This is a genomic window from Olsenella uli (assembly GCF_016900775.1).
Classification (GTDB): Bacteria; Actinomycetota; Coriobacteriia; order Coriobacteriales; family Atopobiaceae; genus Thermophilibacter; species Thermophilibacter uli_A.
On record NZ_JACJKN010000011.1, the window covers coordinates 57,226 to 81,386 of the forward strand.

The window sequence follows — 24,161 nt, forward strand, 5'->3', positions numbered from 1 at the left end:
AAAAGGGGCCTGTCCCCTTTTAGGCAAATTGCTAGTCGTCAGCGGCATCGTAGTCCTCCCCCAGCTCGGCCAGGACCGACTCGTCGAGCTCGTAGGCCCCCGCGCCCTCGACGTGGGTGACGTCTATCTCCCCGAAGAGCTCGTCCTGGCGCACGCGCACGAGGCCGCGCTTGTAGAGCTCGAGCACCGCCAGGAAGTTGGCGACGACCGTCTCGGCGTCGTCCTGGCCGTCGAGGAGCTCGGTGAACGTCACGCTGCCGCGCGCGCGGACCAGCCTGTCGACGGCGGCGATGGTGAGGGCCACGGGCGCCCGGCGCGGGGCCACGTGCTCGGCCTCGAGCAGAAACGTCTCGCGCCGGGAGTCGATGTCCGCGCAGATGACGGCGAGGCTCCTGAGCGTGATGCCCTCGAGGTAGTCCGGCATGAGGCCGAGAAACTCCGGGTCGGGGCCCACGGTCCTGGGGTGCATGCGGCCCTCCGCCTCCGCGCGCGCCGCGAGCGACGCCGCGGCGGAGCGGAACTGCTTGTAGGCCACGAGGCGGGCGATGAGGACCTCGCGCGCCTCGTCGGGCGAGAGCGCGGCGAGCTCGTCGTCCTCGTCGTCCTCGTCCGGCGCGCGGCGCGAGACGGGCTCGTCGGGGACGAGCGAGGCGGCCTTGATGTCGAGCAGCGTCGAGGCCACGAGCACGAAGTCGCTCGCGACGTCGAGGTCTATCTCGCGCATGCGCTCGACCTCGGCGAGGTACTGGTTGGCGACCTCGGAGATGGAGATGGCGCCGATCGTCACCTTCTGCCTCGTCACGAGCTGGAGCAGGAGGTCGAAGGGCCCCGAGTAGGCCTGCGTGCGGACGCGGTAGGACACTAGCCCACCGCCCAGCCGAGAAGGACGCGCATGAGCGCGCCCGCCGTGGCGTCGAGGTAGGCGGAGAGCGGGTCCACGCGCAGGAGCCCCGGCAGCACGTAGAGCGCCGCGAGCAGGATGGCCATCGAGTAGCCCTGCAGCTCGTAGTACTTCTCGCGCGCCCGGCCGGAGAGGAAGTACAGCACGACCTTGGACCCGTCGAGCGGCGGCAGCGGGATGAGGTTGAAGAAGCAGAGCACCAGGTTCACCCGGACGTAGGTGAGGAGCAGCAGGTACGCCCAGGAGGCGACCTCGATTCCGAGCGGGGTGGCGGCGAGGGCCGCGAGGCCGGAGTGGAGCAGGCCGAGAAGCGCCGCGCCGACGACCGCCTGCAGGAGGTTTGACGCCGGGCCCGCGAGGGCGACGAGCACCTCGTCGCGGCGCGGGTGGCGCAGCCGGGCGGGGTTGTAGGGGACGGGCCTCGCGAAGGCGAAGACCGGCCCGCCGGCGAGCGCCATGATGAGGGGCAGGACGATGGAGCCAAAGCCGTCGAGGTGCGCGCGCGGGTCGAGCGTGAGGCGCCCGGCCTGCTTGGCCGTGGGGTCGCCGAGCCTGAGCGCGGCCCAGCCGTGCGCGACCTCGTGGACGATGGCGGAGACCATGACGAGCGCCACGGTGAGCGCGATCGAGACGACCCTGTCGGTCAGGTACCCCAAGACTTACCCCCTCTCGCGGCGGCGCGGCGAGCGAGGCACGCGCCCCAGCGCCCAGGCGAGCGCGAGCAACATGATAGCAGCGAGCACGAAGTCGCCCCGCAGCGCGCCGCCGGCGGGCGTCTGGAACACGAAGAGTCCGGAAATCGCCGCGGGCAGGAGCCGCGTGACGAGGCCGTTGGCGGCGAGCAGCGCCGTGCGGGCGCCGGCCGGGAGGACCGCGTCGGCCGCGGCGAGCGCGAGCAGCGCCCAGGCGAAGGCGCGGCAAACGATCGCCGCGACGCGGGCAAGGCGGGAGGCGAGGGTGCTAGCCAAGCGAGGCGGCCTCCTCGAGCTTCTCGGTGAGCTCGAGCCACTCCTGCTCGAGCGCGGGAACCTTCTTGGAGAGCGCCGCGTACTCCGTCATGCACTCGTCGAAGCGCCGGGCGTCGTTGTAGAGCTCCTGGTCGGCCATGAGGGTCTCGAGCTCGGCGAGGCGCGCCTGCGCGGGCTCGAGCGCGGCCTCGACCTGCCGCAGGCGGTCGCGCTCCTTCTTGAGGGCGCGGTTCCTGCGGTTGCGCTCCTCGGCCTCGGCGCGGCGCTGCTCGCGGGTCTTGACGTTGCGGCCGGCCGGGGCGGCGCTCTCGGCCGCCTGCCGCGCCGGCGCCGGCGCGGCCTCGCCGGCGGCCCTCGCCTCGAGCTCGGCGCGCTTGAAGAGGAAGTAGTCGTAGTCGCCGTCGTAGACCGTCACCTTGTGGTCGCGCACGTCCACGACCTTGTTGGCCACGGCGCGCACGAGGTGCTCGTCGTGGGAGATGAGCACGATCGTGCCCTTGAAGTCAACGAGCGCGCGCTCGAGCACGTCCACCGAGTCGATGTCGAGGTGGTTGGTGGGCTCGTCGAGCAAAAGCAGCGGGTCCGGGGCCACGAGCATCTTGGCGAGCGCCAGGCGCGCCCGCTCGCCGCCGGAGAGCACGCCCACGCGCTTCTCGACGTCGTCGCCGTGGAAGAGGAACGCGCCCAGGAGGCGCCGCTCCTCGGAGGTGGTCCAGCCGGCGGCAACCGAGTCCATCTCCGCGAGGACGGTGTTGGCCTCGTTCAGCTGCTCGAGCTGGTGCTGGGCGTAGTAGGCCCTCGTCACGTTCTTGCCGAGCTCCACCGTCCCCTCGTCCGGGGCGAGAAGCCCGTTGATGAGCTTCATGAGCGTGGACTTGCCCGCGCCGTTGGGGCCGGTGAGCGCCACGTGGTCGCCGCGGTAGAGCTTGAGGTCCACGCCCGAGTAGACGTGGTTCTCGCCGAAGGACTTGGCCACGCCCTCCATGCTCACGACCTCGTCGCCCGTGCGGGGCGGCTCGGGGAAGGAGAAGTGCACCTTCTTGGTGCCCTCCGGCAAGATCACGAGCTCGCTTCTGATCTGCTCGATCCTCCTCATGCGCTCCTGCGCCTGGGCCGCCTTGGTGGGCTTGTAGCGGAACTTGTCCACGAAGACCTGCATGTGGGCGATCTCGCGCTCCTGCGCGGCGCGCTTGGCGCGCATCTGCTCGAGGTTGTCCTCGCGCTGCCTGAGGTAGGCGCTGTAGTTGCCCGCGTAGGTGGCGAGGCGGCGGTTCTCGACCGCGGCGACGTGGGAGACGCAGGCGTCCATGAACGCGCGGTCGTGGGAGACGAGAAGGACGGCGCCATCGTAGCCCGCGAGGAACTGCTCGAGCCAGCGCACGCTCTCGAGGTCGAGGTGGTTGGTGGGCTCGTCGAGCAGCAGCAGGTCCGGGTGGCGCAGCAGCAGCTTGGAGAGCGAGATGCGCATCTGCCAGCCGCCCGAGAAGTCGCAGGCGGGCTTGTCGAAGTCCTCCACGGGAAAGCCGAGGCCGGCCAGGATCTGGCGGGCGCGGGCCTCCAGCTCGTAGCCGCCGAGCCGCTCGAAGCGGTCCTGGGCGGCGCCGTAGCGCTCGAGCAGCTGGTCGAGCTCGGGGCCGGGCGTGGTCTCGGAAATCTGCGCCTCGAGCTCGCGCACGCGGCGCTCCACCTCCTTGACCTCGTGCGCCGAGTCCACGACCTCGGCGAGCGCGCTCTTCTCGCCCGCGAGGTGGGCCTCCTGCTCGAGGTAGCCGACGGTCGTGTCCCGCGCGAAGCTCACGGTCCCCTCGTCGGGGCTCTCCTCCCCCATGATGATGCGCAGGAGCGTGGTCTTGCCCGAGCCGTTGGGCCCGACGAGCGCCCAGCGCTCCCCCGCGTTGAGCTGGAGGGTGGCGCCCGAGTAGAGGGTGCGGCCGCCGAAGGACTTGGCTATCTTGTCTGCGAGTGCGATCACGTGTGTCTTCCCTGGTTTCCCGTCCTGAAAGTCGAAAGTCGCCTAAAAGGGTCAGGCCCCTTTTAGGCGATGGTGAGGTGGATCGCGAAGCCGGCGATCTCCTCCTTGAAGTAGATGAGGTAGGTGCGGCCCGAGCCGTCGGGGCAGAGCGCGCGCGAGGCCTCGTTGAACTCGACGCCGCGCGCCTCGTACCAGGCCTGGGCCGCGTCGATGTCGTCGACGTGCAGGCCGATGTGGCCCCGCGCGCCGCGGCCGCCGTTGTTCATGACCTCGACGAGGGTCCCGGCGAACGAGGACACGGGGAAGGGCTCCGCGCCGCGCTCGATGCCGAGCAGGGCGCAGAGGGCGTCCGCCGTCGCGGCGGCCTCGTCGGGCGAGGTGGTGTTGATGCCGACGTGCGCGAGCCTGAGGCCGAAGAGCTCGACGGGGTTCTCGGATGCGGGCATGGGTGCTCCTTTCGCGATGCAAACCCACCCATTATAGGACAGGGGGACCGCATGGGGGCAACCCGGCCTCGCCGGCCGGCGAGGCCGCTAGCCGAGGAGCTCGAGCTTGGCGCGCACGATGCGCGTCACGGACTCGTCGATGCGCGCCTCGGTGAGCTCCCCGGACGCCACGGCGTCGAGGATGCCCTGGTAGGCGGCGTCGAGGTCGGCGGGCATGAGAATCATGTCGACGCCCGCGAGCAGGGCCTGCACGCCGATGCGCTCGGAGCCGACCTCCTCGACGACCGCGCCCATGCTGAGCGAGTCGGTGATGACGATGCCGTCGTAGCCGAGCTCCTCGCGCAGAATCTGCTGCACGACCCGCGGGTTGAGCGAGGCGGGGACGTAGTCGCCGGTGACGTTGGGCAGGGTGATGTGCCCGACCATCACGAACGGCACGCCCGCGTCCATGGCGGCCTCGAAGGGGACGAGCTCGCTCGCGCGGAGCTCCTCGGCGGTCGTGTTGGCCATGATGGTGCCGTCGTGCGAGTCGCCCACGGCCCCGCCGATCCCCGGGAAGTGCTTGGCGGCGCAGAGGATCCCCGTGGAGAGGAAGCCCTCGACCTGGGCCCTCACGCGCGGCGCGACGACCTCGGCGCTCGAGCCGAAGGAGCGCCGCACGAGCGTCGAGCCCTCGACGTCCGCGATGTCCGCGTCGGGGGCGAAGTCCACGTTGAAGCCGAGGTCGGTGAGGTAGGAGCCGATGGTCACGGCAAGCTCGCGCGCCTCCTCGTCGGAGGCGACGTCGGCCATGTCGCCCACCCGCGTCACGCCAAACGCGGGGTTGGAGCCCACGCGCAGGACCGTGCCGCCCTCCTCGTCGACGGCGAGGAAGCACGGCAGGCCCGTGAGCTCCTCGTAGTAGGCCTGCGTGTTGGCGAGCATCGCGCGGGTCTGCTCGGGGTCGACGAGGTTCTGGGCGAAGTAGCAGATGCCGCCGACCGGGCGCTCCTCGAGGGCGGCGCGCGTGGCCTCGCCCGCGGCGACCTGCGTCCCGACGTGCGTGAGGTCCTCGGGGCGCACCACGAAGAGCTGCGCGACCTTCTCCTCGAGCGTCATCCCCGACACGGCCTGCTCGACGCGCTCCTCGGGGGTCTGGGCGGGCCCCTCCCCGGCGTCGGGCGCTGGCCGGTCGCTCACCTCGCCGACCGGCGCCTCGGGGTCCGGGGACGCGGGCGCGCTCCCCTGCGTGAGCGCGGGCCAGGCGGCCCACGCGGCGAGCGCGACGACGGCCAGGACGGCCAGCGTGACGAGCGCGGGGGCGACGGGCGATGTTCTTCTGCTCATGGCATCCTCTCGTAGGGAAGCCTCAGGATAGCGCAACGCCGGGCCCCGGCGGCCCCGGGAGTATTTGAGCATTCAACGTGAGGTGCGCGGCGCCCCGGGGCCCAGGCGATAGAATGGCGTTGACCACACGCCGCCAACCGAGAGCACGGAGGGGCTGCCCCATATGACTTCAGGCACCAGGAGGGTCGCCGCGCTCGACGGCCTGCGCGTCCTCGCCATAGCCGCCATCATCGCCTATCACGCGAACCCGTCCTGGCTTCCCGGGGGCTATCTCGGCGTGAGCGTCTTCTTCGTCCTCACGGGCTACCTCACGACCCTCTCCATCGAGCGCGAGATCGCGCGCGAGGGCTCCTTCGACTACCCGCGCTTCCTGCTGAGGCGCGCGGGGCGCCTGCTGCCCTCCATGCTTGTCGCCGTGGGCGCCGCGGGCGTGCTCTGCACGCTCTTCTCGCCGGCCCTCGCGGCCAAGGTCGCCTCAGACGCGGCTCCCGCGCTGCTCTTCTTCGAGAACATCTACTACATCGTGCGCGAGGTCCCCTACTTCGCGGCCGCCGGCCTGCCCTCGCCGCTCACCCACCTCTGGTTCGTGGGCGTCACCATGCAGTTCTACCTCGTGTGGCCGCTCGTGCTGCTGCTCCTCTCGCGCGTCGTGCGCCGCCGGCGGACCGCGTGCGTCGTCGTGGCCGCCCTCGCGCTCGCCTCCTTCGTCGAGATGGCCGCCCTCTACGACCCGCTCGCGGACACCGCGCGCGTCTACTACGGGCCCGACACGCGCGCGGGCGAGCTTCTCATGGGCGCCCTCGCGGCGCTTCTCACCCGCGGGCGGGGCTGGTCGCTGCGCCTCCCCGCGCGCGGGGAGGCGCCTGCCCGCGAGGTTCCCGGCTGGGCCTACGACCTTGCCGGGCTCGGCTGTATCGCGGCCGTGGCCGCCATGATGGTCACGCTGAACGGCTACTCCGACGTCGTCTACCGCGGCGGCATCGCGCTCGTCTCGGTCCTCTCCGCCGTCCTCGTGGGGGTCCTCAGCCGGCCCGCGAGCCTGCTTGCCCGCTTGATCGGGCTGCGCCCCCTCGCCGCCGCCGGGGCGCGCGGCTTTGCCCTCTACCTCTGGCACTATCCGCTCCTGCTCGTCATGAACCCCGCCACGCGCACGACCGAGCTCCCGTGGTGGGGGTGGGCGCTCGAGCTCGCCGTCATCGTCCTGGCCGCGGAGGCGTCGTATCGCGTGCTCGAGAAGGGTGTGGGGGCGCCCGCTGCCCTCGGGCAGTCGCGCATGGCGCTCGGCGTGGAGATGGTCGCCCTCGTCGCGGTCCTGGCCGTCGCGCTCTTCCCCGCCCCGGCCGACCGGCCGGCGGTCCAGCCTGACCAGCGGCAGGAGGGGCAGTCCCAGGCGGTCGCCTTCGACCCCGAGACGGAGGGCTACGACGTCGCGGGGACCTATCTCGCGGGCACCGCCTTCGCGTCGGCCCTCGACACGATTAACCGGATGAGCTTCGACGTCGACGTGGAGACCGGCGCCACGGATGCGGGCGTGCTGCTCATCGGCGACTCCGTCGCGCTCGGGACGGAGTCCGAGTTCGCGCGCGTCTTCCCCAACGGCTGGATGGATGCCGAGATCGGCCGGCAGCTCCCCGTGGGGCTCGACGCCTACAACCGCTGCGTCGCCGAGGGCCACGGGGCAGACGTGGTCGTATTCGCGCTCGGCAACAACGGCGTCGCGCGGGAGGACCAGGTCCGCGCGCTCATCGACGCCGCGGGGCCCGAGCGGCGCGTCTACCTCGTGACCACCCGCGTGCCGCTGCCGCTCCAGGACATCAACAACCAGCTCTTCTGGGACATCGCCGCCCAGTACGACAACGTCGAGGTCATCGACTGGTACGGGGAGAGCGCCGGCCACGACGAGTACTTCTGGGACGACGGCACCCACCTCAGGCCCGAGGGCGCGACGGCCTACGTCATGATGCTGCGCCGCGCCGTCACGGGACGCTAGGGCCGCCGCCCCCGGGCCTTGGCCCTAGCCTCAGCCTCAGACCGAGTGACAGGTTTCGAACGTATGGGGCCGTTTTTTCGGCCTCGTCTGTTCGAAACCTGTCACTCGCTCTGGGGCTCGGGCCCGCGGGGACGGAATCGCCCACGGGACAGAACCAACAAAAGGAGCCGCCAGGCATGAGACCCGACGGCTCCGAGCGTACGTGGTGGAGATAAGGGGGTTCGAACCCCTGACCTCGTGACTGCCAGTCACGCGCTCTCCCAACTGAGCTATATCCCCGCTGGTGGGCGATGCTGGATTCGAACCAGCGACCCCTTCCGTGTGAAGGAAGTGCTCTACCCCTGAGCCAATCGCCCGCGCTTTTGCGCAAGGGCTATATTACCAAAAGTTCGCCCGCGGGGCACGAGAATTTTCACCAGGCTGGAAATTGTGTGTGCGACCGAAGGAGACCGCAGCTCAGAGCGGTCACGGACAGACGATCGACCCCGGCCCCGCAAAGCCGTACCGCTCCATCTGCGCTATGACGAGGTCCCTTCGCGCCAGCGCGAGCGCGGGGTCTGCCGAGAGCGCGTTCGGCGCGTTGGGGAGCCCCGCCATGAGGGCGCACTCGCAGGGCGTCATGGCGCCGGGCTCCTTTCCCAGATACCCCCGGGCGGCGGGGCCGATCCCCGTCCGGCCGTCGCCGAAGTAGGAGGTGTTCACGTAGAGCTCGAGGATCTCCCCCTTGCTGTAGCGCGCCTCGAGGTCGAGGGCCATGAGGGCCTCGGCCACCTTGCGCGAGAAGTCCTTCTCCTGCGAGAAGAAGAGGTTCTTGGCCAGCTGCTGGGTGATCGTGGAGCCGCCTTGCTCGAGCGAGAGCGTGGTGAGGTCGTGCCAGGCCGCGCGGCAGAGCGCGATGACGTCGATGCCGGGGTGGTCGTAGAACCGATGGTCCTCCACGGCCACGACGGCCCTGAGGTAGGTCTCGGGGAGCTCGTCGGCGCGCACGTAGCCCGCAGACGCGCGCGCCTCGCCGACCGCCTGCTCGACGGGGCGCTCCTCGAGCGCCGCGCGATACATCCCGTAGCCCCTGACGCACACGACGGCGGCCGCGACGAGCGCAATGGCGAGAAGGACCGCCAGCAGGCGGCGGAGCAGCCTCAGAAGCGCCCTCATAGCCCCTCCTTCCCTCTTCTCCACTCCATTGTGCCCCAGGCGGGCGCGGGGTGCCATCCCGAAGGCCTCGGGTTGGGTGACGTTTTCACAAGGTTATGGGGCGGGGCTGGCGAACGCTCGCCGCGCGGACGAAAAAACGAGCCAGGATGCCAGAAGCATCCCGACCCGCGTCTTCTCTGGTGGGCCCAGCAGGATTCGAACCTGCAACCCAGGGATTATGAGTCCCCTGCGCTAACCGTTGCGCCATGAGCCCGTAGTATGAAAAAGGCGACGACCGAAGCCGCCGCCGAAGGTACCATGGTGGAGATAAGGGGGTTCGAACCCCTGACCTCGTGACTGCCAGTCACGCGCTCTCCCAACTGAGCTATATCCCCGTGCGTTGGTGCGTAGAGAATATTACCAGAGTGAGCGACGGGGTCAACCCATTTTTTTGGATTTGTGTCGCGCCGGCGCCGGATGCGTCCGGGCGGCGCCGGGCGAGAGGGGCCGGGGCTACCCCCAGAGCATGTCGCGCGTGACGTCGGCCACGGTGGCCGCGCCGCACATCTCCATGGCGTCGGCGAGCCCGGAGCGAAGCTCGCCCAGGTAGGCGCGCACGCCCTCGGCTCCCCCGCCGAACGTGGCCACGACGAAGGGGCGGCACACGAGGCAGGCCCGCGCGCCCAGGGCGAGCGCGCGGAAGACGTCCAGGCCGCTTCGCACCCCGCCGTCCACGAGCACCTCGACGCGCTCACCCACGGCGTCCACGATCGCCGGCAGGACCTCCGCGGTGGCCGGCGTGCCGTCCAGCACGCGCCCGCCGTGGTTGGAGACCACGATCGCGTCGACGCCCGCCTCGGCGGCCCGCGCGGCCGCCGACGGCGTCATGACGCCCTTCAGCGCGAAGGGCACCCCCGCCTCGTGGCAGCGCGCCGCGACCTCGCCCACCTGGGCGGCCGACTTGGCGCCGGCGGGCGGCTCCTGGCCGCGCAGGAAGGGAAGGCCGGCGGCGTCGATGTCCATGGCCACCGCCGCCGGGCGCGCGGCGAGGGCCTCGTCGAGCTTCTCGCCGAGCGTGACCTCGTCCCAGGGCTTGACCGTGGGGACGCCGCGGCCGCCCAGCTCGGCGATGAGGCCGCAGGCCTCGGTCATGATGGAGGCGTCCAGGCCGTCGCCGGTCCACGCGAGCGTGCCCTCCCCCGCCGCCGCCTCGAGCGCGCAGCGGTTGTACGAGACGGTGTCGTAGCGCTCCCCGTAGTGGCGTTGGACGTCGCCCACCGGCCCCACCATGACGGGCAGGGAGAGCCGCTGGCCGAGCACCGTCGTGCCCGTGTCGGCCGCCCAGGTGTCGTGCAGGGTGTCCATGCTCACGCGCAGGCCCTGCCAGGCCTGCCAGTTGCGGTGCGCCACGCGCCCGACGCCCTTGTCGCCCGGCCCGGGGATGACGCCCGCGCACGCGCGGCCGTCGCAGACGGGGCACGCCCTGCAGAAGGGGCCGATGCCGCCGCGCGCCGCGGCGGCAAGCTCGGAGTAGGTCATGGGGGCTCCTCTCGATTGCGTGCAAAGGCGACTGGCGCCTTTGCACGCCTCTGCACGCTAGGCGCGGGCGGGAAGGACGCGCTCGGAAAGCCAGGGGACGAGCTCGTCCATGGGCACGTCGAGGCGCTCGCCGGTCTCGCGGACCTTGACCTCGGCCACGCCGTTGGCGACGCCGCGCTTGCCCAGGATCACCTGGTACGGGATGCCGATGAGGTCGGCGTCGGCAAACTTCACGCCGGGGCGCTCCTTGCGGTCGTCGAGCAGGACCTCGAGGTCGGCGGCGGCAAGCTCGTCCACGACGCGCTCGGCGACCGGGGTCACCACGTCGTCGTTCACCGCGAGCGGCACGACCTCGACCTCGTAGGGCGCCACGCAGACGGGCCACGAGATGCCGTGCTCGTCGTTGTGCTGCTCCACGACGGCGGCCAGCGTGCGGGAGACGCCGATGCCGTAGCAGCCCATGAGGAACGGGCGCTCGACGCCGTCCTCGTCCGCGAAGGTGGCGCCCATGGCCTCGGAGTACTTGGTGCCGAGCTGGAAGACCTGGGAGATCTCGATGCCGCGGGCGCTCCTGAGGGCGGCGCCGCAGTGCGGGCAGGGGTCGTCCTCCCTCACGCTCACGAGGTCGGCCCACTCGTCGACCGCAAAGTCGCGGCCCGGGCAGGCGCCCGTGAAGTGATAGTCGACCTCGTTGGCGCCGCAGGCCCAGGACGTGCTCTCGCGCAGGGACTCGTCGCAGACCAGGCGGACGCCCTCGGGCAGGCCCACGGGCCCGATGAAGCCCTTGTGCAGGCCGCACGTCTCGAGCTCCTCGTCCGTCATGAGGTGGTAGGCGCCGAAGAGCCTCGCCGCCTTGATCTCGTTGAGCTCGTGGTCGCCGGGGACGATCGCCACGACGTTCGTGCCGTCCTCGGCGACGAGCGCGAGCGACTTGCGCGTGCCGTTCTCCGGGAAGCCGAAGAACTCCGCCACGGCCTCGATGGTGCCGAGGCCCGGCGTGTGGACCTTCTCGAGCGTGCCGTCTCCGGGGCCCTCGGTCACGGGCACCTTCGTGGTGGCGGCCTCAACGTCGGCGGCAAAGCCGCAGTCGCAGTAGACGAGCTCGGCCTCGCCGGAGTCGGCGAGCGCCATGAACTCCACGGAGGTGTCGCCGCCGATCTGGCCGGAGTCGGCCACGACGGGGAGGGCATAGATGCCGCAGCGCTCGGCGATGCGCGCGTAGGCGGCCTTCTCCTGCTCGTAGCACTCCTGCAGCGACTCCTGGGTGGCGGAGAAGCTGTAGGCGTCCTTCATGATGAACTCGCGGCCGCGCATGAGGCCGAAGCGCGGGCGCATCTCGTCGCGGAACTTGTCCTGGATCTGGTAGAGCGTGCAGGGCAGCTGCTTGTAGGAGCGCAGCTCGTTCTTCACGAGGTCGGTGAAGGTCTCCTCGTGTGTGGGGCCAAGCGCGAACTCGCGGCCGTGGCGGTCGGCGATGCGCATGAGCTCGGGGCCGTAGGCGTCCCAGCGGCCCGACTCGTGCCAGAGCTCGGCGGGCGTGAGGATGGGGACCATCATCTCCTGGGCGCCGATGCCCTCCATCTCGTCGCGGATGACGGCTTCGATCTTGCGGATCGAGCGCCAGGCGAGCGGCAGGTAGCTGTAGAGGCCGGCGGCGGTCTTGCGGATCATGCCCGCGCGCAGGAGCAGGCGGTGGCTCGCGAGCTCGGCCTCGGCCGGGTCCTCCTTGAGCGTGGGGGCGTAGAGCTGGGACATCTTCTGGTAGCGCTTCACGTGCGTTCCCTTCTGTGGGTCGTTGCAACGCCCCTGATTCTACGCCATGCGGGCGAGAAGAACGGGCGAGGTCGCAAGCCAACCTCCGCCGGGGAGGCGGCCGTGACGTCACACCATCGACAGCATCTGCAACGTAATCACAGGCCTCGCGCCGGCCGCATATGTCCCGCCGCGAGTTCTTGCCGAGCGTTTTTTCTCGGCAAGCTGTCTGAGCGCCGGGACATATGCGGCCGGCGCGAGGCCGGGCGGTCTAGGTGAAGCGCCTCTCGATCTCGGCGAAGAGCTCGTCGACGGCGTCGGCCTCGTCGACGGTGCGGATCTTCTCGCCGGACGCGAAGAGCACGGCCCTGCCGCGGCCGCCGGCAAGGCCGATGTCGGCGCCCCTGGCCTCGCCCGGGCCGTTCACCACGCAGCCCATGACGGCCACGGTGATGGGGGCGCGCACGGCGGCGAGGCGCCGCTCCACCTCGGCGGCGACGCCCATGAGGTCCCACTGGCAGCGGCCGCACGTGGGGCAGCTCACGAGCTCGGGGCGCAGGCGACGGAGCCCCACGGCCGAGAGCAGGTCCCAGGCCACGTTGACCTCCTCCACGGGGTCCGCCGTGAGCGAGAGGCGCACGGTGTCGCCGATGCCCTCCATGAGCAGGGCGCCTATCGCTGCGGCGTTCTTGACGGTGCCCTGGCGGAGGGTCCCCGCCTCGGTGACGCCGATGTGGAGCGGCACGTCCGGCAGCTCGCGCGAGAGGGCGCGGTTCACCTCGACGGTGGTCACCACGCCGTGCGCCTTGGCGGAGAGCACGATGTCGGCAAAGCCGCGGGCGCGGAAGTGCTCGACGAACGAGGTCGCCGACCCCACGAGCTTCTCGACGTGCGTGAGGTCCTCCCGCTCGGCGAAGGCCGGGTCGAGCGAGCCCGCGTTCACGCCGATGCGAATGGGGATGCCGGCCGCGCCCGCCTCGTCGATCACGGCGTCGACGCGCCCCCAGCTGCCGATGTTGCCGGGGTTCACGCGCAGGGCCGCCGCGCCGCGCCGGCAGGCCTCGATGGCGAGCGCGTGGTCGAAGTGGATGTCGGCCACGACGGGCAGCGGCGAGGCGGCGCAGACCTTTGAGAAGCCGTCGAGGGCCGCCGCCGAGGGCACGGCCACGCGTATGATTTCGCAGCCCGCCTCGGCGAGGCGCTCGATCTGCGCGAGCGTCGCCGCGGCGTCTGCCGTGTCGGTCGTGCACATGGACTGCACGGACACGGGCGCGCCGCCCCCCACCTGCACGCCCCCCACCATGACGGGGCGCGTGAGCTCGCGCGCCGGACGGTTCTTCTCGCTCATGTGGCTACACCTACCCGATCACAAAGCGGACGATGTCGTTTCTCAGCACGACGACGAAGACGAAGACGAAGAACGCGAGCCCGAGGTAGCTGAGGGCGCTCTGGGCGCGCAGGGAGAGCGGCCGGCGGATGACGAGCTGGATGAGCTCGATGAGGATCTTGCCGCCGTCGAAGGGCGGGATGGGCAGGAGGTTCATGAAGCCGAGCGACATGGAGATGGCCGCCGCCACGAGCGCGAGCTCGTAGGCGCCCGACGAGGCCGCCTCGGACGTCATGACCGCGATGCCCACGACCGAGGAGGACTGGTCGAGGACCTCCATGGTGTGCTGGGGCTGGATGAGCTGTGCGACGTAGCCCGCGACCTGGCCCGTATAGGCGAGCGTGGCCTGGGCGGCCTCGGGCAGGCTCGGGTGGTAGGTGGCCACGCTCGACGTGACGCCCAGAAGCTCGCACGCCTGCCCGTCCGGCAGGTCCACGCGGGCCGTGGCCTCGGCGCCGTCGCGGACGTAGGTAAGCTCGAAGTCCTCGCCGGCGTCGAGGTAGGGCCGCATGGCGGAGGAGAGCTCCTCCCAGCTGGCCACCGGCGTGTCGTCGACGGCGGTGACCTCGTCGCCCGGCTCGAGGCCGGCCGCCTCGGCGTAGGAGCCCGCCTCGACCGAGCCGATGACGCTCGCGTCGGAGTAGTAGTCCACGCCGCGCGCCATGAGCGCGCAGGTCACGATCACGAAGGCGAGAAGGACGTTCACGAGCGGGCCCGCGACGAGCATGGCGCAGCGCCTGATAAAGCCGACGCCCTGATAGGTGTGGGAGCGCTCGAGGGCGAGGAGCTCGTCGGGAGAGAGCTCGCTCACGTGGGGACTTCCCGCCTCGGTGGACCCGGGAAGCGTGAAGTCGTGCCCGCGGTCGTACTCGGTGAGGTGGTTGGCGTCGCGCGCGAGCGTCTCGAAGGCGGCGGGATAGTCGCGCTGGCCCGGGGCCTCGCCGAGCTCGGGGTCGTAGTAGGGACGGATGGACGCCCAGTCGCAGAGCGTGGCGAGAAGGTCGTAGGCGCGATCCTCGCCCACCCCGAGCTCGCGGGCGACGTCCGCGGCGCGCACGCGACCCCGCTCCATGACGATCTGGAGCGCGGGGGCGAGCAGCTCGTCGTCTGCGCCCTCCATGCCGCAGATGCGGGTGTAGCCGCCGAGCAGGAGCGGCGTGACGCCGAACTCGGTTCCCACCGAGCGGCTCTTGCGCGAGAGCTTCCAGCGGCACGGCAGGCCGAGGAAGAACTCCGTCGCCCTCACGCGCAGCGCGCGGGCGACGAGGTAGTGCCCGCCCTCGTGGACGAAGACGAGAAGCGACAGGACGAGCACGCCCCAGAAGACGGCGGAGAGGACGGAAAGCGCGGCACTCAACGGGAGACCTCCGAGAGAACGGCGAGGGCCAGCGCACGTGCGCGCGCGTCGACCTCCTCGAGCTGACCGAGCGACTCCACCCGCTCGGGGTCGGTCGCGTCCATGACGGCCGAGACCGTCCTCTCTATGTCGAGGAAGGAGCACAGGCCCTGGCGGAACCGCTCGTTGGCGACCTCGTTGGCCGCGTTCATGGCGCACGGGAGGGTCCCCCCGGCCCGGCCCGCCGCGCGGGCGAGCGCGAGGCACCCGAACGTGCCCTCGTCCGCCTCGCCGAAGGAGAGCGGGTCGGACGCGCACCAGTCGATGCGCTCGACGGAGGCGCCCCAGCGCTCGGGGTAGCTGAGCGCGTACTGGATGGGCGCCCGCATGTCGGAGCCGCCGAGCTGCGCCTTCACGACGCCGTCGACGAACTCGACCATGGAGTGGATCTTGCTCTCGCGGTGGACGAGCACGCGGACGGCGTCGACGGGCTGCTGGAAGAGGTGGTGCGCCTCGATGATCTCGAGGCCCTTGTTCATGAGGGTGGCCGAGTCGACGGTGATCTTCGCGCCCATGGCCCAGGTGGGGTGCGCGAGGGCGTCGGCCACGGTGACGGAGGAGAGCTGCTCGCGCGTGCGCCCGTAGAAGGGCCCGCCCGAGCAGGTGAGCCAGATGCGGGAGACGTCCTCGGGGCGCTCCCCCACCAGGCACTGGAAGATGGCGCTGTGCTCGGAGTCGACGGGCAGCAGGCGCCCGGGGCGCGCGAGCGGCATCATGAGGTCGCCGCCACAGACGATCGACTCCTTGTTGGCGTAGGCGAGCGCCTTGCCCCCCCTGAGGGCGGCAAAGCCCGCGTGGATGCCCGCGAAGCCCACGAGGGCGTTCACGACCATGTCCACCTCGGGCAGGGTCGCGAGCTCGGTCACCGCGCCCGCGCCGAAGGCGGCCTCGCAGCCGGCCGGCAGCTCGGCGAGGGCGGGGTCTGAGGAGCGCGCGGGGTCGGCGATGGCCACGCGCGCGCAGCCGAACTCGCGCGCGGCCGCCACGGCGGCGGCCACCGACGTGTTGACGGAGACCGCGACGACGCGCACGCGGTCGGCGTGGCGCCGGCAGACGTCGAGCGTCTGGGTGCCGATGGAGCCCGAGCAGCCAAGGACCGCGACGCGCAGGGGCCGCGGGCGCTCCGCGCGGGGCGCGGTGTCCTCGAAAATGGTCACAGGATGCCTCCAAAGAGCAGAAGGAAGAACGCGGCCATGCTGCCGAAGAGCATGGAGTCGGAGCGGTCGAGCAGGCCGCCGTGGCCGGGCAGGACGTTGCCCGAGTCCTTGACGCCCACGCCGCGCTTGAGGCGCGACTCGAAGAGGTCGCCGATGACGCCCGCGACGCCCACGACGAGGCCGCACAGGACGGCCATCGCGACGCTCATGTCGCCCACGACGAACACGGCGAGCACGACCCAGACGATGACGGAGCCGACGATGCCCCCGACGAAGCCCTCGACGCTCTTGCTCGGCGAGATGCGCGGGGCGAGCTTGTGGCGCCCCAGGGCGGAGCCGACGAAGTAGGCGAAGGCATCGTTGGCCCAGACGGAGAGCATGACGGCGAGGGTGACCAGCGCGCCCGTGAGGCCGGGGTCGAACTTGCGGATGAGCACGACGCTCGAGAAGGCGAGCGAGGTGTAGAGCGGCCCGAAGGCCGTCACGGCGACGTCGGCGACGCTCGCGCGCGGCGTGAAGACGTACCAGCACGCGCACGCCATGAGCATGACGAAGATGACGAGCGCGCAGGCGAGAAGCCCGGAGGCGAGGGCCGCGGGCGGGAAGAGCACGGCCGCGGCGAGGCCGATCACCTCGTTGGGCATCCTGCCGCCCATGCGGCAGATGCGGAAGAACTCCGAGCAGCACAGCCACGCCTGGGCGACCACGAGCGCCGTCGTGGTGACGGGCCCGCAGAAGAGGCACGCGAGGGTGACGACGGCGTAGATAGCGCCGGAGGTCGAGCGCGTGAGGAGCCGCTCGGCCGAGCTGCGCGCCTTCTGGCCCGTGAGGTCGCCGGCGGCGCGCCGCTCCTCCTTGGAGGCGCGGCGGCCCTCGAGAAACGCTATCTGGCGGTCGAGCCCGGCTCCGCGCTCGTCATCGGGGCGGCGGGTCGCGCTCATGGCGTCACGACCCCGCCGAAGCGCCGCGAGCGTGACTGGAAGGAGGCCACGGCGCGCAGGAAGTCCCAGCGGGAGAAGTCCGGCCAGAGGGTGGGCGTCACGTAGAACTCCGTGTAGGCGAGCTGCCACAGGAGGTAGTTGGAGAGCCTGAGCTCGCCCGAGGTGCGGATGAGGAGGTCCGGATCGGGCAGGCCCGCGGTGTAGAGCCGCTCGGCGACGGCCGACTCGTCGACGTCCTCGGCCTCGAGCTCGCCCGCCGCGACCTCGCGCGCGATCTGGCGCGCGGCGCGGGCGATCTCGGCGCGCGATCCGTAGTTCACGGCGAGCGCGAAGACCATGCCGGTGTGGTCGGCCGTCTCGTCGAGCCCGCGCTGGAAGACGGCCCTCGTCCGCTCGGGCAGCGCGCCGAGGTCCCCGAGGAACCTCAGGCGCACGTTCTCCTGGTGGAAGAGCGGCAGCTCGTTCACCAGCGTCGTGGCGAAGAGGTGCATGAGCAGGTCGACCTCGCGCTGGGGCCGGCGCCAGTTCTCCGTGGAGAAGGCGTAGACGGAGAGCGTGTCGAGCCCGAGGCGAACGCTCGTGGTCACGGCCTCGCGCAGCGCGTCCACACCCGCGACGTGGCCGCGCGAGCGGTCGAGCCCGCGGGCCTGCGCCCAGCGCCCGTTGCCGTCCATGATGATGGAGACGTGCCGCGGGATGCGGTCGAGGTCGACGTCGGCGAGGCTGATGTCGGCGGGGGCGTCCGCGTAGTACTCCCTGAGCTTTGCTTCGTCGCGCAGCATTTAGATTTCCATGACCTCCGCCGTCTTGGCCTTCAGGAGCTCGTCGACCTTGGCGACGTAGGAGTCCGTGAGCTTCTGCACGGCCTTCTTCTCGCGCGACTGCTGGTCCTCGGGGAGCTCCTCGTCGCGCTCGATCTTGCCGTTGACGTCCCTGCGGACGTTGCGGATGGCGACGCGGCTCTCCTCGGCGAGCTGGCTGCACTCCTTGGCGAGCTCGCGTCGGCGCTCCTCGGTCGGGCGCGGGAACGGCAGGCGGATGCAGACGCCGTCGTTGGACGGGGTGATGCCGAGGTCGGAGCCCTCGATCGCCTTCTCGATGGAGCGAAGCGCGCTCTTGTCCCACGGCTCGACGACGAGCATGGAGGCCTCGGGCACCTTCACGGCAGCGAGCTGGGTGATCGGGGTGGGCTGGCCGTAGTAGTCGACCATGATGGGCGCCAGGATCTGGGCGTTGGCGCGCCCGGTGCGGACGCGGGCGAAGTTGGCCTTGAGGTTCTCAAGGCACTTGGCCATGTTCTTCTCGGCACGCTCGGTGTACTGGCTCATGTCTAGTCCTCCTCGACGACGGTCGTTCCAACATGCTCCCCGCTCACGGCGTCCATGAAGACGCCCGGGGAGTTGATGTCGAACACCATGATGGGCATGTGGTTGTCGTGACAGAGCGCCGTGGCGGTGGCGTCCATGACCTTGAGGTCGCGGTTCAGGACCTCGCGGTAGGTTACGGTGTCGTAGCGCCGCGCGTCGGGGTTGGTGCGCGGGTCGGCGTCGTAGATGCCGTCGACGTTGGTGGCCTTCATGAGGACCTCGGCCCCCACCTCGCAGGCGCGCAGCGCGGCGGCGGTGTCGGTGGTGAAGTAGGGGTTGCCCGTGCCGGCGGCGTAGATGGTGATGCGGCCCTTCTCGAGGTGCCTGATGGCGCGGCGGCGGATGTAGGGCTCGGCGATCTGGCGCATGTCGATGGCGCTCATGACGCGGCAGTCCATGCCGTTGCGCTCGAAGCAGTCCTGCAGCGCGAGCGAGTTGATGACGGTGGCGAGCATGCCCATGTTGTCACCCTGGGCGCGGTCCATGCCGGCGGCCGCTCCGGTGAGGCCGCGGAAGATGTTGCCACCGCCCACGACGATGGCCACCTGCACGCCGGCCTCCCAGACCGGCTTGATCTCCTCGGCGAGCCGCTGCGGGACGGCGGCGTCGATCCCGAAGGACTGCTCCCCCATCAGGGCCTCGCCGGACAGCTTGAGCAGGACGCGGTGATACTTGATGTCTGACAAGCCTACCTCCACTCGGTCGTGCCGCGCCCGCGCGCGACGCCTTGTTCGAGACGAGATTCTACCAGAGACGAACGCGGCGGTTCCGCATGCTCGGCGGACCGACCCCGTAAGCACACGAACGGGGCCGGCGAGAAGAACTCGCCGGCCCCGAAACCGCACGTTGAGACGCGCCTACTCGGCGTCGCCGAAGGTGTAGCGGATGAAGCTCATGACCTCGACCTCGTCGCCGAGGGACTTGCCCACGTTCTTGGCGAGCTGGCCGATGGTGACGGAGCTGTCCTTGACGAACTCCTGCTCGGTGAGGACGCTCTCCTTGAAGTACTTCTCGAGGCGGCCCTGGGCCATCTTCTCCTGGATGGCCTCCGGCTTGCCGGACTCGGCGGCCTGGGCCTTGTAGATGGCGAGCTCGTGCTCGATCACGTCGGCGGGCACGTCGTCGCGGCGGGCGGCGACGGGCGCGGCGGCGGCGACCTGCATGGCCACGTCGTGCGCGAAGGTCTTGAACTCGTCGGCCTCGGCGGTCTCGGGCTTGCCGAGCTTGAAGGTCACGATGTCGGCGAGCTTGCCGCCCAGGTGGACGTAGCTGCCGAGGGCGCCGTCAGCGGCGGTGACGCGCTGGAAGCGGGCGATCTTCATGTTCTCGCCGATGACGTGGATCATCTCGGTGAGCTCGGCCTCGACGGTGGACTCGCCCATCGCGCACGCCTTGAGGGCGTCCACGTCGGCCGGGTCGTTCTCGGCGACGACCTTGGCGAGGTCGAGCGCGAAGCCGCAGAACTTGGGGTTGGTGCCCACGAAGTCGGTCTCGCAGGTGAGCTCGAGGATGGCGCCGAGCTTCTGGTCCTCGGAGACGTAGGTGGCGATGGTGCCCTCGTTGGTGTCGCGGCCGGCGCGCTTGACGGCCTTGGCGATGCCCATCGTGCGGAGGATGTCGACGGCCTTGTCGATGTCGCCATCGGCCTCGACGAGGGCCTTCTTGCACTCCATCATCGGGGAGTCGGTCATCTCGCGGAGCTGCTTGACGAGGGCGGCGGTAACCTGTGCCATGGTGTTTCTCCTCTTCGTTCGTGAAGGTCGTTACTCGGCGGCGGGGGCGTCGGCCGCGGCCTCCTCGGCGGCCGGAGCGGCCATCTCCTCGGCCGTGATCTGCTCCTTGCCGGAGCCGGCGAGGACGGCGTCGGCGGCGAGCTCGCACATGAGGGAGACGGAGCGGATGGCGTCGTCGTTGGCGGGGATGCCGTAGTCGACGACGTCGGGGTCGGAGTTGGTGTCGAGCAGGCTCACGACGGGGATGTGCAGGCGGTTGGCCTCGCGGATGGCGATCTCCTCGCGCTTGGAGTCGACGACGAAGATGGCCTGCGGGAGGGCGAGCATGGTGCGGGCGCCGCCGAGGTTGGCCTGGAGCTTGCCGAGCTCCTTGGTCAGCACGGCCTGCTCCTTCTTGGGCAGCAGGCTCATGCGGCCGTCCTCGACCATGGCCTCGAGCTCCTCCATGCGCTGGATGCGGGAGCGGATGGTCACGAAGTTGGTGAGCATGCCGCCGAGCCAGCGCTGGTTGATGTAGGGCATGCCGCAGCGCTCGGCCTGCGCGGCGATGGGCTCCTGGGCCTGCTTCTTGGTGCCCACGAACAGCACGGTGCCGCCCTTGGAGGCGGTCTCCTTGAGGAAGGTGTAGGCCTTGTCGGCGCCGAGCATGGTCTGCTTGAGGTCGAGGATGTAGATGCCGTTGCGCTCGCCGAAGATGTAGGACTTCATCTTGGGGTTCCAGCGGCGGGTCTGGTGGCCGTAGTGGCAGCCGGCGTCGAGCAGGGTCTGGATAGTGATCTTAGCCATGGTAACCTCCTGTGGTTGGTCCTCCGCGCGATGTCATCCCCGCTTCGCCACCCGGGACCTGGCCTGAGCCCCGGGCACCACGGCGGGCGGGTAGTCGCGCGTGCGTGATGGAACCGCGCCTCGGCGCGGCGTGTCGTGCGGACGCACAACGGACAGGAAGTATAGCGGGACGCCGCGCCCTTGTCGAGCGAGACTGGCGAAAAATAGGGTCGTCCCCGCGCTAGGAGCGCGGGTGCGCCGCGCGCGCGGCCTGCCTCAGGCGCTCGACGGACAGGTGCGTGTAGACCTGGGTCGTCGAGAGGCTCTCGTGGCCCAGGAGCTCCTGGACGCTCCTCAGGTCCGCGCCGCCCGAGAGGAGCTCGGTGGCGAAGGTGTGGCGCATCGCGTGCGGGGTGAGCGCCGGGTCGAGCCCCGCGAGGGCGACGTGGCGCTCGAAGAGGCCGCGCAGGGCGTCCGCGGACAGCGGGTTTCCCCGGGAGGAGAGGAAGAGCGCGTCGGTGGCGCGGCGCGAGCGGGCGGCCAGGGTGGGGCGGCCCTCCCGCAGCCAGCGCCCGAGCCAGCGTGCGGCCTCGTCGTAGAGCGGGACGATGCGCTCCTTGGACCCCTTGCCAAAGAGGCGCGCCTGGCGCCCGGCGAGGTCGACGTCGCCCAGGCGGAGCCCCGCCGCCTCGGACGCGCGGGCGCCCGTCGCGTAGAGCGTCTCCAGGGCCGCGCGGTCGCGAAGCCCCTCCGGCGTGCCCGCGTCGCAGGTGGCGAGAAGGGCGCCGACCTCGGCGTCTGACATCGCGTGCGGCAGGGGGCGGCCGGCCTTGGGGCTCGCGAGTGCCGCCGCGGCCGAGGCGTCGCACACCCCCTCGCGCGCGAGCCAGCGGTAGAGCCCGCGCAGCGCCGAGAGCCTCCGGTTGACCGTGCGCGGGGAGTAGCCCGCGCGGGAGAGCTCGGCGAGATACCCCCGCAGCTCGCGGTGCGTGGCGCTCAGCGGGTCCACGCCCGCGCGCCGCGCCCAGGACGCGAAGGAGGCGAGGTCGCACCGGTAGGACCTGACCGTGTTCGGCGAGAGGTTGCGGACGCGCGCGAGGTGGTCGCAGAAGCGGTCGATAAGCCCCTCGAGGGCGGGCTCGCTCACGCGCCCGCCCCTCCGAAGAGCTCCGGCCGCGAGCCGATGTAGGCGGCGAGGTCGGCGCGGGCGCGCGCGGCAAGCGCGGCGCGGCGCTCGGCCTTCCTCCTCGGGGCGTCCTCGAGCGGCGGGAAGAGGCCGAAGTTCACGTGCATGGGCTGGTAGTCGACCGTCGCGGGGCTCGTCGCGTAGGCGACGAGCGAGCCGAGCGCGCAGGTGGCGGGAAGCGAGACGGGCTCGGCCCCCGCAAGCTCCGCGTACGTGTTGAGCGCGGCGAGCAGGCCCGAGGCGATCGCCTCGACGTAGCCCTCGGTCCCCGTGATCTGCCCGGCGAGCCGGCAGCGCGTGCCGGGGATCGCGAAGGTCGCGTCGAGCGCGTGCGGCGCGTCGACGAAGGAGTTGCGGTGCATGACGCCGTAGCGCAGGAACCCGGCGGACTCGAGCCCGGGGATCATACGGAACACGCGGCGCTGCTCGGGCCAGGTGAGGTTGGTCTGGAAGCCCACGAGGTTGTAGGCGGCGCGCGCCTCGCTCTCGGCCCTGAGCTGGACGGCCGCCCAGGGGCGCCTCCCCGTGCGCGGGTCCGTGAGCCCCACCGGCTTGAGCGCGCCGAAGCGCAGCGAGTCGTGGCCCGTCCGGGCGACCTCCTCGACGGGCTGGCAGGCGCAGAAGAGGTCGGACTGCTCGAAGTCGCGCGCGAGCACGCGCTCGGCGGACAGCAGCGCCTCCATGAAGGCGTCGTACTCGTCGCGGTCGAGCGGGCAGTTGAGGTAGTCCCCCGCCCCGGGCTCCCCGTAGCGCGACTGCGCGAAGACGACGTCGCGGTCGATGGAGTCCGCGTCCACGATCGGGGCGGCGGCGTCGAAGAAGCTCATGCGCTCGCCGCCCACGGCCCCCGAGACCGCCTCGAAGAGAGCGTCCGAGCAGAGGGGCCCCGCGGCTATCACGGACGTGCCCACGGGGATCGACGCGACCTCCTCGCGCACGACCTCGACGAGCGGGTGGCCCTCCACGAGGCGGGTCACCTCGGCCGAGAAGGCGTCCCGGTCGACGGCGAGGGCGCCTCCCGCCGGCACCGAGCAGGCGCGCGCCACGCCGATGAGCTCGCAGCCCATCTGGTCGAGCTCCCACTTGAGCAGCCCCGCCGCCGTCTCGGGCTTGGTCGACTTGAGGGAGTTCGAGCACACGAGCTCGGCGAGGCCCGAGGTGCGGTGCGCAGGCGACGGGCGGGTGGGACGCTGCTCGTAGAGCCTCACGCGCACGCCACGGCACGCGAGCTGCAGCGCGCACTCGCTTCCCGCGAGCCCGCCTCCGACGACCGTCACGAACTCCGACATGCCCCGCTCCCCTCAGACCGTCCCAAACGTTGCGAGACACCATTCTGCCCCAAGAGGTAGGCGCGCGTGGGCGAGTATCTCCCGTCGGGGAGGCGCTCCACGATTCCTCTCGCCTCGAGGTCGGTCAGGGTCCGCAGCAGCGTGAGCACGTCCTCCCCGAGCCGGGCCGCGAGCTCGTCCGGCCGCGCGGGCGAGGCGAGCAGGGCGGCCGCGACCGGCCCGCCCGGGCGCTCGGGGGCGGGCCCCGCCAGGGGCGCGGCGTCGAAGTCGAGCGAGAGCGCGATCTCGAGCGAGCGCTCGTCGGGGATGATCCTCGCCCCCTCGGCGGCGAGCCGGTTGGTCCCCGACGAGGCGGGCGAGAAGATCGAGCCGGGTATGGCATAGACCGCCCTGCCGAGCTCGACCGCGGCCTCCGCGGTCGACATCGTGCCCGAGCGAAGCCCCGCCTCCGTCACGACGAGCACGCGCGAGAGCGCGGCGATGACGACGTTTCTCTTGGGAAACGCCCACCTCCTCGGCCCCGCGCCCCAGCGCTCGAGTGAGACCACCGCCCCGCCCGAGGAGAGCGTCGCCTCGAAGACGTCCCGGGAGGAGGCGGGGTAGACGACGTCCGCCCCGCAGCCCGACACGATGACCGAGCGCCCGCCCGCCGCGACGGCGGCGAGCCCCGCGGCGCGGTCGCATCCCATGGCCCCTCCCGAGACGACGGTGACGCCGTGGCGGGCGGCGACGCGGGCCGCCATCTCCGCCACCGCGAGCCCGTAGGGCGTCGCCCGCCGCGCGCCGATGACGGCGAGGCACGGCCCGGCGAGCGCGGCGGGGTCGCCGAGGCCGCGCAGCTCCCCGGGCGGGCGCTCGAGCTCGAGGAGCGCCCCCGGATACGCTTCGTCCCCCGGGGCGAGCTCCCAGCCC

22 protein-coding genes and 4 tRNA genes are annotated in these 24,161 nt (G+C 71.3%); 1 reads left to right on the plus strand and 25 read right to left on the minus strand.

What is annotated here, in order from left to right; genetic code table 11:
- Positions 1 to 31: 31 nt before the first annotated feature.
- From H6A23_RS07740 to H6A23_RS07765, 6 genes are all read right to left on the minus strand, one after another.
- Positions 32 to 862, minus strand: a complete 831-nt coding sequence (locus tag H6A23_RS07740; RefSeq protein ID WP_204831618.1) for a segregation and condensation protein A — start codon at positions 860 to 862, stop codon at positions 32 to 34.
- Entirely contained in the window at positions 862 to 1,557 is a 696-nt protein-coding gene (locus tag H6A23_RS07745) for a site-2 protease family protein (protein WP_286165896.1), read from the minus strand. The genes H6A23_RS07740 and H6A23_RS07745 overlap by 1 nt, the downstream gene beginning before the upstream one ends.
- 3 nt (positions 1,558 to 1,560) lie before the next feature.
- Positions 1,561 to 1,869, minus strand: coding sequence for a hypothetical protein (locus H6A23_RS07750; protein ID WP_204831619.1), 309 nt, complete (start codon positions 1,867 to 1,869; stop codon positions 1,561 to 1,563).
- Positions 1,862 to 3,841: an ABC-F family ATP-binding cassette domain-containing protein gene (locus H6A23_RS07755; RefSeq protein ID WP_204831620.1), complete on the minus strand. Its 1,980-nt coding sequence runs from the start codon at positions 3,839 to 3,841 to the stop codon at positions 1,862 to 1,864. The genes H6A23_RS07750 and H6A23_RS07755 overlap by 8 nt, the downstream gene beginning before the upstream one ends.
- A gap of 62 nt (positions 3,842 to 3,903) precedes the next feature.
- Positions 3,904 to 4,287 carry a VOC family protein gene (locus H6A23_RS07760; RefSeq protein ID WP_204831621.1) on the minus strand — a complete coding sequence of 128 codons (384 nt, stop codon included), beginning with the start codon at positions 4,285 to 4,287 and terminating at the stop codon, positions 3,904 to 3,906.
- 87 nt (positions 4,288 to 4,374) lie between these two features.
- Positions 4,375 to 5,613: a glycoside hydrolase family 3 protein gene (locus H6A23_RS07765; RefSeq protein WP_204831622.1), complete on the minus strand. Its 1,239-nt coding sequence runs from the start codon at positions 5,611 to 5,613 to the stop codon at positions 4,375 to 4,377.
- Positions 5,614 to 5,776: 163 nt separating this feature from the next.
- On the opposite strand from H6A23_RS07765, the gene H6A23_RS07770 reads away from it, so the two are divergent.
- Entirely contained in the window at positions 5,777 to 7,603 is a 1,827-nt protein-coding gene (locus tag H6A23_RS07770) for an acyltransferase family protein (RefSeq protein WP_204831623.1), read from the plus strand.
- Between the two features lie 203 nt (positions 7,604 to 7,806).
- On the opposite strand, the gene H6A23_RS07775 is transcribed toward H6A23_RS07770, so the two are convergent.
- The 19 genes from H6A23_RS07775 to H6A23_RS07865 form a co-directional block, all read right to left on the minus strand.
- A tRNA-Ala gene (locus H6A23_RS07775) sits at positions 7,807 to 7,882 on the minus strand.
- 2 nt (positions 7,883 to 7,884) lie between these two features.
- A tRNA-Val gene (locus tag H6A23_RS07780) sits at positions 7,885 to 7,959 on the minus strand.
- A 109-nt stretch (positions 7,960 to 8,068) separates the two neighbouring features.
- Complete coding sequence (locus H6A23_RS07785) at positions 8,069 to 8,758, minus strand: biosynthetic peptidoglycan transglycosylase (protein ID WP_204831624.1); 690 nt, start codon at positions 8,756 to 8,758, stop codon at positions 8,069 to 8,071.
- Positions 8,759 to 8,935: 177 nt separating this feature from the next.
- Positions 8,936 to 9,011, minus strand: a tRNA-Ile gene (locus H6A23_RS07790).
- Between the two features lie 45 nt (positions 9,012 to 9,056).
- A tRNA-Ala gene (locus H6A23_RS07795) sits at positions 9,057 to 9,132 on the minus strand.
- 118 nt (positions 9,133 to 9,250) lie between these two features.
- Positions 9,251 to 10,276: an alpha-hydroxy-acid oxidizing protein gene (locus tag H6A23_RS07800; protein ID WP_204831625.1), complete on the minus strand. Its 1,026-nt coding sequence runs from the start codon at positions 10,274 to 10,276 to the stop codon at positions 9,251 to 9,253.
- Positions 10,277 to 10,333: 57 nt separating this feature from the next.
- Positions 10,334 to 12,049: a proline--tRNA ligase gene (locus tag H6A23_RS07805; RefSeq protein WP_435793492.1), complete on the minus strand. Its 1,716-nt coding sequence runs from the start codon at positions 12,047 to 12,049 to the stop codon at positions 10,334 to 10,336.
- A gap of 250 nt (positions 12,050 to 12,299) precedes the next feature.
- The gene (gene ispG / locus H6A23_RS07810) at positions 12,300 to 13,376 is read right to left on the minus strand and encodes a flavodoxin-dependent (E)-4-hydroxy-3-methylbut-2-enyl-diphosphate synthase (protein ID WP_204831626.1); all 1,077 of its coding nucleotides are present in this window, start codon (positions 13,374 to 13,376) and stop codon (positions 12,300 to 12,302) included.
- Between the two features lie 10 nt (positions 13,377 to 13,386).
- On the minus strand, positions 13,387 to 14,772 hold the full coding sequence (locus tag H6A23_RS07815) for a site-2 protease family protein (RefSeq protein ID WP_204831627.1): 1,386 nt from the start codon (positions 14,770 to 14,772) through the stop codon (positions 13,387 to 13,389).
- Complete coding sequence (gene dxr, locus H6A23_RS07820; RefSeq protein ID WP_204831628.1) at positions 14,769 to 15,968, minus strand: 1-deoxy-D-xylulose-5-phosphate reductoisomerase; 1,200 nt, start codon at positions 15,966 to 15,968, stop codon at positions 14,769 to 14,771. Before dxr ends, H6A23_RS07815 begins: the two co-directional genes overlap by 4 nt.
- A complete protein-coding gene (locus H6A23_RS07825; protein ID WP_204831629.1) occupies positions 15,965 to 16,909 on the minus strand; it encodes a phosphatidate cytidylyltransferase in 945 nt (314 codons plus the stop codon). The genes dxr and H6A23_RS07825 overlap by 4 nt, the downstream gene beginning before the upstream one ends.
- On the minus strand, positions 16,906 to 17,691 hold the full coding sequence (locus H6A23_RS07830; protein ID WP_204831630.1) for an isoprenyl transferase: 786 nt from the start codon (positions 17,689 to 17,691) through the stop codon (positions 16,906 to 16,908). Before H6A23_RS07830 ends, H6A23_RS07825 begins: the two co-directional genes overlap by 4 nt.
- Positions 17,692 to 18,237 (minus strand): ribosome recycling factor, encoded by a 546-nt coding sequence (gene frr, locus H6A23_RS07835; protein WP_204831631.1) that lies wholly within the window; start codon positions 18,235 to 18,237, stop codon positions 17,692 to 17,694. It lies immediately after the preceding gene.
- A 2-nt stretch (positions 18,238 to 18,239) separates the two neighbouring features.
- A complete protein-coding gene (gene pyrH, locus H6A23_RS07840; protein WP_204831632.1) occupies positions 18,240 to 18,962 on the minus strand; it encodes a UMP kinase in 723 nt (240 codons plus the stop codon).
- Between the two features lie 171 nt (positions 18,963 to 19,133).
- A complete protein-coding gene (gene tsf / locus H6A23_RS07845; RefSeq protein WP_204831633.1) occupies positions 19,134 to 20,009 on the minus strand; it encodes a translation elongation factor Ts in 876 nt (291 codons plus the stop codon).
- Between the two features lie 30 nt (positions 20,010 to 20,039).
- The gene (gene rpsB, locus H6A23_RS07850; protein ID WP_204831634.1) at positions 20,040 to 20,795 is read right to left on the minus strand and encodes a 30S ribosomal protein S2; all 756 of its coding nucleotides are present in this window, start codon (positions 20,793 to 20,795) and stop codon (positions 20,040 to 20,042) included.
- A gap of 220 nt (positions 20,796 to 21,015) precedes the next feature.
- Positions 21,016 to 21,921: a site-specific tyrosine recombinase XerD gene (locus H6A23_RS07855; protein ID WP_204831635.1), complete on the minus strand. Its 906-nt coding sequence runs from the start codon at positions 21,919 to 21,921 to the stop codon at positions 21,016 to 21,018.
- On the minus strand, positions 21,918 to 23,249 hold the full coding sequence (trmFO, locus tag H6A23_RS07860) for a methylenetetrahydrofolate--tRNA-(uracil(54)-C(5))-methyltransferase (FADH(2)-oxidizing) TrmFO (protein ID WP_204831636.1): 1,332 nt from the start codon (positions 23,247 to 23,249) through the stop codon (positions 21,918 to 21,920). The genes H6A23_RS07855 and trmFO overlap by 4 nt, the downstream gene beginning before the upstream one ends.
- Positions 23,234 to 24,161 (minus strand): DNA-processing protein DprA (locus H6A23_RS07865; protein ID WP_204831637.1); only part of this gene is annotated, 928 nt, incomplete at its 5' end. The genes trmFO and H6A23_RS07865, both read right to left, overlap by 16 nt.

Bases quoted from the DNA above. Each gene is read 5' to 3' on its own strand.
- H6A23_RS07825 (WP_204831629.1), bottom strand. From the start codon at position 16,909: ATGAGCGCGACCCGCCGCCCCGATGACGAGCGCGGAGCCGGGCTCGAC.
- trmFO (WP_204831636.1), bottom strand. From the start codon at position 23,249: ATGTCGGAGTTCGTGACGGTCGTCGGAGGCGGGCTCGCGGGAAGCGAG.
- H6A23_RS07800 (WP_204831625.1), bottom strand. From the start codon at position 10,276: ATGACCTACTCCGAGCTTGCCGCCGCGGCGCGCGGCGGCATCGGCCCC.
- H6A23_RS07830 (WP_204831630.1), bottom strand. From the start codon at position 17,691: ATGCTGCGCGACGAAGCAAAGCTCAGGGAGTACTACGCGGACGCCCCC.
- H6A23_RS07760 (WP_204831621.1), bottom strand. From the start codon at position 4,287: ATGCCCGCATCCGAGAACCCCGTCGAGCTCTTCGGCCTCAGGCTCGCG.
- rpsB (WP_204831634.1), bottom strand. From the start codon at position 20,795: ATGGCTAAGATCACTATCCAGACCCTGCTCGACGCCGGCTGCCACTAC.
- H6A23_RS07770 (WP_204831623.1), top strand. From the start codon at position 5,777: ATGACTTCAGGCACCAGGAGGGTCGCCGCGCTCGACGGCCTGCGCGTC.
- H6A23_RS07785 (WP_204831624.1), bottom strand. From the start codon at position 8,758: ATGAGGGCGCTTCTGAGGCTGCTCCGCCGCCTGCTGGCGGTCCTTCTC.
- frr (WP_204831631.1), bottom strand. From the start codon at position 18,237: ATGAGCCAGTACACCGAGCGTGCCGAGAAGAACATGGCCAAGTGCCTT.
- H6A23_RS07765 (WP_204831622.1), bottom strand. From the start codon at position 5,613: ATGAGCAGAAGAACATCGCCCGTCGCCCCCGCGCTCGTCACGCTGGCC.
- ispG (WP_204831626.1), bottom strand. From the start codon at position 13,376: ATGAGCGAGAAGAACCGTCCGGCGCGCGAGCTCACGCGCCCCGTCATG.
- tsf (WP_204831633.1), bottom strand. From the start codon at position 20,009: ATGGCACAGGTTACCGCCGCCCTCGTCAAGCAGCTCCGCGAGATGACC.